The sequence below is a fragment of the Shinella sp. GW835-FHT14H05 genome, from assembly GCF_058793575.1.
This window is the reverse complement of sequence record NZ_JBXAFY010000001.1, coordinates 411743-424599: the sequence shown is the minus strand read 5'-3', so window position 1 is coordinate 424599 and position 12857 is coordinate 411743. Positions and strand designations below refer to the sequence as shown.

The following is a 12857-nucleotide window of genomic DNA, read 5'->3' as shown; positions in this document are numbered from 1 at the left end:
GATGGGACTGTTTCGCGGGCTAGTTCTGGCTGCCTTCGAACTTGCGGACTTCCATGAAGTTCACCGCCGTGCCGCTGAAGCGGCCTGCATCGATCGACTTGCCCTCCGGCTGGAAGCCGGCCATGTAGACGGTCGTCGGTGCGGCGCGCAACTTGCGGCTGACGAAACGCGGCGCCTTGACGGGCTTGGAGAGCGTCTCGACGCGGCTCTGGCTCAGCGCCCATTGCGAGATGATCTTCTGCGTCAACTTCGGCTCGGTGCGGATCGCGCCGCGGCTCGCCGCATCGGCATCCTTCTTCTTCGGACGGCCGCCCTTGGTCTGCGTTTCTTCCGCCGGCTTGCCGTCGAAGGCATCGAGGCCGGCGAGCGAACGCGTGCTGCCGCTATTGGTCGAGACGAGTGCCGCCATTTCGACCGGATTGCCGGAGAATTCATCCTCCGTCGGATCGGCAAGGGCTGCAAGCCCCGAGCGGTCGGCCGTTACCGGCAGCGCCACGTCGGCTTCGGCTGCGGCCATCAGCGCCGTCTGCGACTGGTCGAGCTCGGCGACCGGACGAAGGCCCGGCACCGGCACCATGGCCAGTTCCTCGGCGTCCTCGACAGTGGCTTCCGTAGCCGCTTCCGCGGTCAGGACCGTGCCCGGCTCCGCATCGCCAGCCTCGGTGCGCGCACCGAGCATGACAGGAAGCGGGATCTTATAGGCGGCAAGGTCCTCGAATTCAGGCTTCTGTTCTTCCTCGACCGTGGCCGGCGTGGCTGCTTCGAGGGCAGCAACAGCGCCGCTCGTCGTCGGCGCGACAAGAGCGAGTTCGCTCGTCGTCTCGGCCGTCTTGAAGGCGGGGCGGCTGCCCGGAACGGGCGCAGTGAAGGCCACTTCCGTCTCGGCTTCCGTGACGACGGGCTTCTTCTCTTCGACAGCCTTGGCCGTTGCGCCAGCGGATGCACCGCCTTCGTCGAGGGCTTCGCCGCTGGCGATTGCTTCGGGTTCTTCATCCTCGTCGCCGCCGCCGCCGAAGAGGGCAGCAAGGAAGCCGCCCTTGCGCTTGGACGCGGTCGGCGTCGAACCGCCGCCGGCAACCTGGATTTCCTTGGCGCCGACACGGCGCTTGTAGTCTGCGACCGCCTGCTGGTAGCCGGGCAGCGGCTTGCCATCGGTCGGGACGTGCATGGTCTTGCCGTCCGGGAAGATGCGCACCAGCTCCTGGCGGCTCATGCGCGGCCAAGCGCGCACGCTACCGACGTCGAGATGCACGAAGGGCGAACCGGAGGTCGGATAGTAACCGACGCCGCCGACCTGGAATTTCATGGCCGTGGCGCGCAGCGTCGCGAGCTTGACGCCCGGAATATAGAAGTCCATCGCCTTGCCGAGCATGTGCTGGCTCTTCTTGGCCACGCCCTTGGAGCGCGAGCGCAGCATGCCGTTGGTTGCCGGCGAGCGATAGGCGGAGACGACGTTGATGTAACCGGAGGCGCCGACCTTCTGGTAGACTTCCCAAACCAGGTCGAAGAGACGCGGGTCCATCTTCGTCGGTTCGTTGCGGCGCCAGTCACGCAGGAACTGGCTGAGCTGCTTCAGGCCGCGCGCATCATAACGCCCGTTGCGCTTGAAGGTGATCTCGGCCTTTTCCTTGGTATGGATGAAATAGAGCTTGAGCGTGCGATTGCCGCTCTCGGCCTGCACCGTCGCGGGAATGGCCGTGGGCAGGATGAGGGCAGCCGACAGGACAGCCGTGGTCAAAGCCTTGGGCAGCTTGTGCAACACTCTCTTGCAGAGGCTGCTCAGGGTGGCCCCTGGGCGCTTCATCGATGCGAACAAATTTGCCAACTCTTTCCCCGTCCGAAGGACAACGAACGTCCGTTATCCCAGATGACTGCCAATTGCGGTGAGAGCATGGCAAATCCGCCACACTCATCACCGCGCACCCGTTATAGTGAACAATCCACTAACAGGGAATAAACGGCAATCAAGAAATCTCAAGTGGCCGGGATTCCAAGGGTTTTTACGCAGCTTCTTTCAACGGATTGTCTGGGTCGATGCCATAATCCTTCAGTTTGCGATAGAGAGTCGAGCGGCCAATGCCCAATTTTCGGGCAACCTGGCTCATCTGGCCATGATAAAACTTCAGGGCAAAGCGGATCAGTTCCTCTTCCACCTCGGCCAGTTTGCGCACATGGCCGCCCTTGTCGACGCTGGAAATGGCGGTGTCGGCGCCGGCATCGGCGCTCACTGATTCGTTCGGCCGGAAGTCCGGATAGACACTCGGCAGACGGGATTCCGACGCGGGTTCCGGCGTGCGGATGTTCGCCGCCTCCCAGGTCACGGCGCCGTCTTCGGCAAGCCCGTAACCTGGAACCTGTGCGGCGATCTGCGGGAAGTCGGCCGCATTCAGCTCCGCCCCTTCCGACAGCACGACCGCGCGGAAAATCGCGTTTTCGAGCTGGCGGATGTTGCCCGGCCAGTCATAGGCCGTCAGCAGCGCCATCGCGCCGGCCGACACGCCGAGCGGACGGGCAAGCTTCTGCTCGCCGGCAAACCGCTGCACGAAGGCGCGCACGAGAACCGGAATATCCTCCTTGCGCCGGCGCAGCGCCGGAATGGTGATCGGGAAAACGTTGAGGCGGTAATAAAGGTCCTCGCGGAAACGGCCCTCGCGTACCTCGTTGATGAGGTCGCGATTGGTCGCCGAAATGAGGCGGACATTGACCTTCTGCGGGAAGCGCGCGCCGATCGTCTCGATCTCGCCCTGCTGCACGGCGCGCAGCAGCTTCACCTGCACTTCGAGTGGCAGGTCGCCGATCTCGTCGAGGAACAGCGTGCCGCCGTCGGCCTCCATGAACTTGCCGGTATGGCGCTCCGTGGCGCCGGTGAAGGCGCCCTTCTCATGGCCGAACAGGATGCTTTCAACCAGATTGTGCGGGATCGCGCCGCAGTTGACGGTGACGAAGGGCTTGTGCGCCCGCTCGCTCGCCGCCTGGATGGCACGCGCCACCATTTCCTTGCCGACGCCCGATTCGCCTTCCAGGACGACCGGAATGTTCGATTGCGCGGCGCGGCGGCCGAGCTCGATGACGCGCAGCATTTCCGGGCTTGCCGAAACGATGTCGTCGAAATGCACGGTCTCGCTGCGGTTGCGGCGCCCGCCGCGGCCGCGGCCTTCGCGCTGGTCCATCTTCAAGGCATTGCCGACCGCGGTGTTAAGACGCTCTGGCGAGACGGGTTTCACCACGAAATCGAAGGCGCCGGCCCGCATGGCCATGACGACCGTCTCGATGCCGCCCTGGCCGGTCTGCACGATCACCGGTATGGTGTTCTCGCGTTCGCCGAGTGCTTCGAGGAAGGCCGAGCCGTTCATTTCCGGCATCATCAGGTCGAGCAGGATCACATTGATCAGACCGCCCTTACGATCGAGAAGATCGAGACCGGCGCGACCGTTTTCCGCCATATGGGCGACATGGCCGGAACGCTCGATCATGTTCTTCAAAAGCCTGCGCTGGACAGGATCATCGTCGATGACAAGAATATGGGCCGTCACTGGAACCTCCTTGCCTCGAGGCGTGCCTCATGCACGCCCAAGGGAACTGAACACCAGCGGACCTTGGCAGAAAGGGTTGAACATGCCGTTTTGAGAAAGGCTTGCATTTTAACCAACGCCGACGCAAGCAAGACAACCGATCCGACCACCTGGAAGAGAGAGTGAAGATGACCCGTAATGTCCCCGAAGCCCGCATCGTCTTCGCGCCGGCCGACGCCGCCGCTGCCGCCGAGCTGGGCGACCTTCCCGGCTGGAATCTGACCGATCTCTACCCCTCGCCGACCGCGCCGGAATTCCTGGCCGACATGAAGAAGGCCGAGGCGGATTCGCTTGCCTTCGAGGCCCGCTGGAAGGGCAAGCTGGACGCCGCGACCGAGAAGACGGGCGACGAGGGCATCGGTGCCGCCGTGCGCGAATTCGAGGCGCTGGAAGACTTGCTCGGCCGCATCGTCTCCTTCGCCGGCCTCACCTATTTCACCAACACCACCGATCCGGCGAACGGCAAGTTCTACGGCGACGTCCAGTCGAAGCTGACCGACCTCGGCGCGCATCTCCTGTTTTTCTCGCTTGAACTCAACAGGATAGCGGACGAGCGCATCGACGCGGCGCTTAACAAGGATGCGCTTGCTGCGCACTATCGCCCCTGGATCGAGGACCTGCGCAAGGACAAGCCCTACCAGCTCGACGACAAGACGGAGCAGCTTTTCCTCGAAAAATCAATGACGGGTGCGGCCGCCTGGAACCGGCTGTTCGACGAGACCATGGCCTCGCTGCGCTATGATATCGACGGTGAGGAAGTGCCGCTGGAGATCGCCCTCAACCAGCTCCAGTCGCCCGATGGCGAGGCCCGCCGCAAGGCCGCGCAAGCGCTCGCGGCGACCTTCAAGGCAAATATCCGCACCTTCACGCTGATCACCAACACGCTCGCGAAAGACAAGGAAATCTCCGACCGCTGGCGCGGCTTTTCCGACATCGCCGACAGCCGGCATCTGGCGAACCGCGTCGAGCCCGAGGTGGTCGCAGCGCTGGCCGCGGCCGTGCGCGAAGCATATCCGCGCCTCTCCCACCGCTACTATGCGATGAAGGCGAAGTGGCTCGGAATGGAGCAGATGCAGTTCTGGGATCGCAATGCGCCGCTTCCCGAGACATCGGACGCGACGATCTCCTGGGACGAAGCGCGCGACACCGTGCTCTCCGCCTACAGCGCCTTCGCGCCCGAAATGGCCGATATAGCCAAACGCTTCTTCGACCACGGCTGGATCGACGCCCCGGTACGCCCCGGCAAGGCGCCGGGCGCCTTCGCGCATCCGACTGTCCCCTCCGCGCATCCCTATGTGCTCGTCAACTATATGGGCAAGCCGCGCGACGTGATGACGCTCGCCCATGAACTCGGTCACGGCGTGCATCAGGTGCTGGCCGGCGGCCAGGGTGCGCTGATGGCCTCGACGCCGCTGACGCTTGCCGAAACCGCCTCCGTCTTCGGCGAGATGCTGACCTTCCGCAGCCTGCTCGACAAGACGAAGGACCAGCGCGAGCGCAAGGCCATGCTCGCCCAGAAGGTCGAGGACATGATCAATACGGTCGTGCGCCAGATCGCCTTCTACGAATTCGAGCGCAAGCTGCACACCGCCCGCAAGGAAGGCGAACTCACCAGCGACCAGATCGGCGAACTCTGGCTCTCCGTGCAGGAGGAAAGCCTCGGCCCGGCGATCCGGATTTCCGAGGGCTACGAGACCTATTGGGCCTATATCCCCCACTTCATCCATTCGCCCTTCTACGTCTATGCCTATGCCTTCGGCGACTGCCTGGTGAACTCGCTCTATGCCGTCTATCAGCAGGCGGACACGGGCTTTCAGGCGAAGTATTTCGACCTGCTCAAGGCCGGCGGCACCAAGCATCACTCCGAACTGCTGAAACCTTTCGGCCTCGATGCGAGCGATCCGTCGTTCTGGAGCAAGGGACTGTCGATGATCGAGGGGCTGATCGACGAGTTGGAAGCGCTTGATAAGGCCTCATCGTAAAAGAAGCCGGATGCCCGCATGACCGACCGCGAACGTTATGTGCTCCTCAGGGACGACCGCGAGGACAGGACGGTGGTTTTCGCCGATCCGGTCGCGATCGTCACCGTGCGCGAGCGCGCCGGCTTCGAGCCGGCCTTCGCGGCCCTGCAGGCGGCGCATGAAAAGGGCCACTGGATCGCCGGCTTCATGAGCTATGAGGCGGGCCATCTCTTCGAGGCGAAGCTGGCGCCGCTCGCGGTGGAAAACCGCCCGACGCCGCTGATGAGCTTCGGCATTTTCGAAAAGCCGGCGGACGACCACCCACTCGCCAAGCCGCGCCAGCGTACCGAGAACGAGCCTTTCCTCACCGAGCCGAAGGCCGACTGGAATTTTGACACCTACCGCGGCCGCTTCGAGCGGCTGCACCAGCATCTGCGCCAGGGCGACTGTTACCAGGCGAACCTCACCATGCCGATCCGCGCCCGCTGGACCGGCGACCCGCTCGCCGCCTTCTGGTCGCTGATCGAGCGCCAGCCGGTGCGCTACGGCGCCTTCGTCTCGCTGGATGGGCCGCAACTGCTCTCTCGCTCGCCGGAGCTGTTCTTCGACATAGATAAAGAGGGCTGGGTCGAGACGCATCCGATGAAAGGCACGGCGCCGCGCGGGGCGAGTGCGGCCGAGGATGCGAGGATCATTGCGCAGATGCAGGCCGACCCGAAGTCGCAGGCCGAAAACCGCATGATCGTCGACCTCTTGCGCAACGACATCTCGCGCATCACCGAGGTCGGCACGCTTCATGTGCCTAAACTCTTCGCCGTCGAGACCTACCCGACCGTGCACCAGATGGTGAGCCATGTGCGGGCGAAGCTCACGCCCGGCACCTCGATCCGCGACATCTTCGCCGCCCTCTTCCCCTGCGGCTCGATCACCGGCGCGCCCAAAATGCGCGCCATGGAAATCCTGCACGACCTGGAGGACGGCCCGCGCGACGCCTATTGCGGCGCCATCGGCATGATCGCGCCCAACGGCACCATGCGCTTCAACGTCGCCATCCGCACCATCTCGCTCTTTCCGGATGGCCAAGCGGTCTTCAACGTCGGCGGCGGCATCGTCTTCGATTCCACCGCGGAGTCGGAATATGAGGAAGCGCTGCTGAAGGCGCGCTTTGCGGTGGGGGATCAATGGATATCTCGCTGATCGAGACCTTGCGGTGGGAGCCCGGCGCGGGCTTCGTGCGGCTGGAGCGGCATCTGGCGCGGCTTGCGCGGTCGGCGGCGGAGCTTGGGTTGCCGGGAGCGGATGGCGCGAGGTCGGCGCTCGCTGCTGCGCTACCCCCCTCTGCCCTGCCGGGCATCTCCCCCTCAAGGGGGGAGATCGATGGGGGACCCTCACCGGCCCTCCTATCAGCCGGCGGAGCGGGAGCAACGACGCCCGTTCTTGGTGGAAAGCAAAGCGTCTGTCCAATCTCCCCCCTTGAGGGGGAGATGCCCGGCAGGGCAGAGGGGGGTGAGCAGTACCCTCAGCCCCTCCGAATCCGCCTCGAACTCTTTGCCGACGGCCGGATCGATGTGCAGACGGCCCCCTTCACGTCGCTCGCGCCCGACACAACCTGGCGCCTTAAGATCGCCACGACCCGCCTCGCTTCCAACGATCTGCTGCTGCGCCACAAGACCTCCCGCCGCGCCGCCTATACCGCCGCCCGCGCCGAAATTCCCGCGGCGGAGGCGGAGGAAGTCCTCCTCCTCAACGAGCGCGGCGAGCTTTGCGAGGGCACGATCACCTCGCTCTTCCTCGACGACGGTTCCGGCATCCTCAAGACACCGCCGCTCACGTCCGGGCTGCTGGCCGGCGTGCTCCGGCAGGAACTGCTGGACAGCGGCAAGGCCGCCGAACATGTCCTTCGATCCGAGGACCTCACCCGCGGCACCATCTTCGTCGGCAATTCGCTGCGCGGGCTCATCCGGGGCAGCCTCGCATGAAACAACCGACCTACACGCCCTATGACGGCTCCGCCCGTCTCTTCACCATTGGCCTCGGCCCGCTCGACCCGGCCCGCTGGATCGAGCCGGACGGCGATCTCGAACGTTATCTCCGCGAAAAGGACCGGCTCATCGCCGATCACCGCGACACCGTCTTCGTCGAAGAAGCGGACACTCGCGAGGCTCAGCAGGAGGTTCTCGACCTTCTCACTGACCACGTCACGGAGCAGCACTCCGCCCTCTACCACCGCGAAGGATCGACGATCCGCATCGGCGAACGCACCATTGCGCTCGATACCGACGAAGCACCGCTGGTCACGGCCGGAGCGCTGGTTCAGGAGGATCTCGTCCTCATGCGCCGCGACGAGACCGGCTGGCGGCTCGTGGCCGGCTATGTCGCCTTCCCCTCCTCCTGGACGCTCACGGAAAAATTCGGGCGCCGCATGGAGGATATCCATGCGCCCGTGCCGGATTTCGGCGACGGCACCCGCAATGCCACGCTGATCAACCGCATGTTCGACAATCTCAAGGTCGAGCAGCCGGTCTTCCGTTTCAACTGGTCGATCAACCCCGATGCCGACCTGCACTACCCGGCCTCCAAGGCGCACGGCGCCCTGCCGGAAGGTCATACGCTGTCGCTGGAAACCACCTTCGCGCGGGTCGAGCGCCAGACGCTGCGCAAGCTGCCGGCCTCTGGCGACATCCTCTTCACCATCCGCATCTACAATGATCCGCTCGCCGCGGTGCGTACGCTGCCGGATGCCGCCAAGGTCGCGGCGGTCTTCGCCGACCAGCTCGAAGCGCTGAGCCTGCCGCAGGCCGAATACAAGGGGCTTATCGCGAAAAGGGCGACGCTTGCGGCGCAATTGCGGGCGATTGCGGCCGGTTAAGAATATCACCGCAGAAATCCGTGGCCGCTCTTTATTGTGACAGAAATCTGTGCTCTAGCGCTGCGATACTATGCTATGGGGCCCTCAGAGGCCCTGTTTTTGCGAAAAGCGGCCGTCCGCAGGAGAACCAAATGGCAGACAGCACCTATCCGGTTTATGGCGAAATCACCGGTCCGATCGTGATGATCGGTTTCGGCTCCATCGGGCGCGGCACGCTGCCGCTGATCGAGCGCCATTTCAAATATGACCGGAACCGGCTGATCGTCATCGAGCCGCGCGAAGACGCCGCTGATGCCGAGATCTACGCCCGCCACGGCGTGCGTCACATCAAGGCGCATATCACCAAGGAAAACTACAAGGACCTGCTGAAGCCGCTCCTCAAGGAAGGCGGCGGCCAGGCGTTCTGCGTCAACCTCTCGGTCGACACCGGCTCGCTCGACCTGATCAAGCTCTGCCGCAAGCTCGACGCGCTCTATATCGACACGGTCATCGAGCCCTGGCTCGGCTTCTACTTCGACAAGAGCATGAAGAATGCCGACCGCACGAACTATGCGCTGCGCGAGACGCTGCGCCACGAGAAGGACAAGAACCCGGGCGGCACGACGGCCGTTTCCACCTGCGGCGCAAACCCGGGCATGGTCTCCTGGTTCGTCAAGCAGGCGCTGGTCAACCTCGCAAAGGATCTCGAGCTGAAGTTCGAAGAGCCGGCGCAGGACGACCGCGAAGGCTGGGCGAAGCTCATGAAGAAGGTCGGCGTCAAGGGCGTGCACATCGCCGAGCGCGATACCCAGCGCACCAAGAACCCGAAGCCGTTCAACACCTTCTGGAACACCTGGTCGGTCGAGGGCTTCATCTCGGAAGGCTTGCAGCCGGCCGAACTCGGCTGGGGCACCCATGAAGAATGGATGCCGAAGAACGCCAAGAAGCACAAGAAGGGCTGCAAGGCCGCGATCTACCTGGAACAGCCCGGCGCCAACACGCGCGTGCGCTCCTGGTGCCCGACGCCCGGCCCGCAATACGGCTTCCTCGTCACCCACAACGAGTCGATCTCGATTGCCGACTACTACACGGTGCGCGACAAGGACGGCGACGTCTCCTACCGCCCGACCTGCCACTACGCCTACCATCCGGCCAACGACGCCGTGCTCTCGCTGCACGAAATGTTCGGCAATGGCGGCAACCAGCAGCCGGTCCTGCACGTCCTTGACGAGAACGAACTCGTGGACGGCATCGACGAACTCGGCGTGCTGCTCTACGGCCACGACAAGAACGCCTATTGGTATGGTTCGCGCCTGTCGCTGGAAGAAACCCGCCGCATCGCCCCCTACCAGAACGCGACCGGCCTGCAGGTGACCTCCGCCGTGCTCGCCGGCATGGTCTGGGCGCTGGAAAATCCGAAGGCCGGCATCGTGGAAGCCGACGAGGTCGACTACAAGCGCTGCCTCGAAGTGCAGACGCCGTATCTCGGCCCGGTCGAAGGCCACTACACCGACTGGACCCCGCTCGACGGCCGCCCGGGCCTCTTCCCGGAAGACCTCGACACGAAGGATCCGTGGCAGTTCAAGAACATCCTGGTTCGCTAAAGCGACCTGACAAATCGAATGCCGGATGCCCGCGGCTTGGCCGCGGGCGTCTTCGTTTGAATGAGGCTTTCGGTGGGGCTTTCAATGGGATAATGCCGGTTCGCCCGGCGGCCCGTCTTGCTTTCGACGTCTCTTCGCGGCATGGTCTGGCGAATTGGACGGGTGGTTCGCGCCACCGTGACCTTGGGAGATTGTAGATGAAGCCGATCACCGCCCTCAGCCTGCTGGCCGCCTCTGTCGCGCTCGCCTCCTGCCAGAGCGACCGCGCCCCCCGGGATTTGCCCCCCATCCGCCAGCAGCAGCAGACCGGCGTCGAGGGCGCCTGGGTCGATCCGAACGGCATCGTCTCCACCTTTGCGGCCGGCACGTTCTCGACGCGCACGACCGACACGAACCAGCTCCTGGCATCCGGCACCTACATCAACACCTCGCCGACGCTGGTCGAGATCAACATGACCTCGCTGGTGCGCAACACCCAGTCCAAGGTCAATTGCGCGCTGGTCAGCCAGGCGCAGCTCAACTGCACCACGGCCGAAGGCGCGCAGTTCTCGCTCGCCCGCCGCGCGGTCTGAGCGACGGCACATCAAGAAGAGAGGGCCGCGAGGCCCTTTTTTCGTTTTAGCGCATAAATATGCGATCGTTTCGGCGTCGTGTCTTTTCTCTTGAAGTTGCCGACAAGCGGTGAAAACATCCGCCGGCCGGCTGTCATGTTTCCGGCCTATCGTGCAGCGGACAGCCTCTCCCGCGCCACGCCGCGGGCAAACAAGGAGAACAGGACCATGACGATTTTCCGATCCGGCCTTCTGGCCGCCTCCCTTATCGCGCTCTCCAGCGGCTCCGCGCTTGCGGATTACGAGCTGAACATCCTGCACATCAACGACCTGCATTCGCGCATCGAGGCGATCAACAAGTTCGATTCGACCTGCTCGGCCGAGGAAGAAGGCAAGGGCGAATGCTTCGGCGGCGTCGCGCGCCTCAAGGCTGCGATCGATGCCCAGCGCCAGGCCCAGACCGGCAAGAATCTGCTGCTGCTGAATGCCGGTGACAATTTCCAGGGCTCGCTGTTCTACACGACCTACAAGGGCGCGGTGGAAGCGGAATTCCTGAACCTGATGAAGTTCGACGCCATGACCGTCGGCAACCATGAATTCGACGACAGCGAGGATGGGCTCGCGACCTTCCTCGACAAGGTGCAGTTCCCGGTCGTCACCGCAAACGTCGCCGCCAGCGCAAGCTCGAAGATCGGCGACCGCATCAAGCCGTTCATCGTGCTCGAACAGGGCGGCCAGAAGATCGGCATCGTCGGCGCGGTTGCCAACGATACGGCGGAACTCTCCTCGCCCGGCCCGAACGTGCTGATCGGCGATGACGTCGCCGACATCACGGCCGCGATCGGCGAATTGAAGAAGCAGGGCGTCAACAAGATCATCGCGCTCACCCATGTCGGCTATCCGCGCGACCTCGCGGCGATCGCCAAAATCCCGGATGTCGACGTCGTGGTCGGCGGCCACACCAACACCTTCCTGTCGAACACCTCGGACAAGGCGGAAGGCCCCTACCCGACGCTGGTCGACAATCCCGGCGGCTACAAGGTGCCCGTCGTGCAGGCCGGCGCCTATTCGAAATATCTCGGCAACCTGAAGGTCGTCTTCGACGACGCCGGCGTGGTGAAGGCAAGCTCCGGCGAACCGATCCTGATCGATGCGTCGATCAAGCCGGACGAGGCCGTTCTCGCCCGCATCAAGGAACTCGGCGGTCCGATCGAGGAGCTGAAGAACAAGATCGTCGCCGAAAGTGCCTCGCCCATCGACGGTTCGCGCGAAGTGTGCCGCGCGGCGGAATGCGCCATGGGTAACCTGGTGACGGACGCCATCCTCGACCGCACCAAGGGCCAGGGCACAACGATCGCCATCACCAACGGCGGGGGCCTGCGCGCCTCGATCGACGGCGGCCCGGTCTCGATGGGCGAAGTGCTCTCGGTCCTGCCGTTCCAGAACACCGTCGCGACCTTCCAGCTCAAGGGCTCGGACCTCGTCGCCGCCCTCGAAAACGGCCTCAGCCAGATCGAGGAAGGTGCCGGCCGCTTCCCGCAGGTCTCCGGCATGAAATATTCCTTCGACAAGTCGAAGCCGTCCGGCAGCCGCGTGGTCTCCGTCGAGGTGAAGGAGGGCAACGCCTTCGTGCCGCTCGATGCGGCCAAGACCTACAACGTGGTCTCCAACAACTACATGCGCGCGGGTGGCGACGGCTATTCCGTCTTCGCCAAGGCGGGCATGAACGCCTATGACTTCGGCCCGAACCTCGAACTGGTCGTCGCCGACTATCTTTCGGCAAACCGCCCGTACAAGCCATACACGGACGGCCGCATCACCGAGGTAGCAGCCGCCACTGTCGTGGAAAGCCCGACGACCACCGCCGAGACCGCAACCAGCACCGAGACTGCGCCGGCAACGGGCGAAACGGCGACCTCCACGGATACCGCCGCCAAGTCCGTCGACAGCGCCGCAACACCAACGACAGGTGAAGCCGCAGCCGGTTCCGAAGCCACGACCACGGCGACCGAAACCGCGGCGACCACCACGACGGCCGGCGGCAAACATGTCATCGCGCGCGGCGATACGCTGTGGGATCTCGCCAAGGTCGCCTATGGCGACGGCACGCTGTGGCGCCGGATCGCGGAAGCCAACGGCAATCCGCGGCCGCGTGCCCTGCATGTTGGTACGGAACTGTCGATCCCGGCCAAATAAGGACAATTTGTCTCCACTTTTTCTGCCGGCCCGGGCTTTCCCGGGCCGGCATTTCTTTTTAGAACGATTCTGAACCAACCCGGCTCCGCCCGCGTAAACGGGCGATGACCGAAAACCCGCACGTA

9 protein-coding genes are annotated in these 12857 nt (G+C 64.1%); 7 read left to right on the top strand and 2 right to left on the bottom strand.

Going from position 1 to position 12857, the window contains the following annotated elements:
• Positions 1-19: 19 nt before the first annotated feature.
• Together mepK and AC1Q6Z_RS01980 are read right to left on the bottom strand one after the other, a co-directional pair.
• On the bottom strand, positions 20-1804 hold the full coding sequence (mepK, locus tag AC1Q6Z_RS01985; protein WP_492647228.1) for a peptidoglycan L,D-endopeptidase MepK: 1785 nt from the start codon (positions 1802-1804) through the stop codon (positions 20-22).
• Between the two features lie 196 nt (positions 1805-2000).
• Positions 2001-3533, bottom strand: coding sequence for a sigma-54-dependent transcriptional regulator (locus tag AC1Q6Z_RS01980; protein WP_256120949.1), 1533 nt, complete (start codon positions 3531-3533; stop codon positions 2001-2003).
• 167 nt (positions 3534-3700) lie between these two features.
• Between AC1Q6Z_RS01980 and AC1Q6Z_RS01975 the strand changes: the two genes are divergently transcribed.
• From AC1Q6Z_RS01975 to AC1Q6Z_RS01945, 7 genes are all read left to right on the top strand, one after another.
• Entirely contained in the window at positions 3701-5554 is a 1854-nt protein-coding gene (locus AC1Q6Z_RS01975; protein ID WP_492646564.1) for a M3 family oligoendopeptidase, read from the top strand.
• An 18-nt stretch (positions 5555-5572) separates the two neighbouring features.
• A complete protein-coding gene (locus AC1Q6Z_RS01970; RefSeq protein WP_492646563.1) occupies positions 5573-6730 on the top strand; it encodes an aminodeoxychorismate synthase component I in 1158 nt (385 codons plus the stop codon).
• Positions 6731-7017: 287 nt separating this feature from the next.
• Entirely contained in the window at positions 7018-7512 is a 495-nt protein-coding gene (locus AC1Q6Z_RS01965) for an aminotransferase class IV (protein WP_492646562.1), read from the top strand.
• A complete protein-coding gene (locus AC1Q6Z_RS01960) occupies positions 7509-8402 on the top strand; it encodes a heme-dependent oxidative N-demethylase family protein (RefSeq protein WP_492646561.1) in 894 nt (297 codons plus the stop codon). The genes AC1Q6Z_RS01965 and AC1Q6Z_RS01960 overlap by 4 nt, the downstream gene beginning before the upstream one ends.
• A gap of 131 nt (positions 8403-8533) precedes the next feature.
• Complete coding sequence (locus AC1Q6Z_RS01955; RefSeq protein WP_256120946.1) at positions 8534-9985, top strand: homospermidine synthase; 1452 nt, start codon at positions 8534-8536, stop codon at positions 9983-9985.
• A 197-nt stretch (positions 9986-10182) separates the two neighbouring features.
• Positions 10183-10557: an outer membrane lipoprotein Omp10 gene (omp10, locus tag AC1Q6Z_RS01950; RefSeq protein WP_256120945.1), complete on the top strand. Its 375-nt coding sequence runs from the start codon at positions 10183-10185 to the stop codon at positions 10555-10557.
• Between the two features lie 207 nt (positions 10558-10764).
• Entirely contained in the window at positions 10765-12732 is a 1968-nt protein-coding gene (locus AC1Q6Z_RS01945) for a 5'-nucleotidase C-terminal domain-containing protein (RefSeq protein ID WP_492646560.1), read from the top strand.
• The last annotated feature ends 125 nt before the right edge of the window (positions 12733-12857 follow it).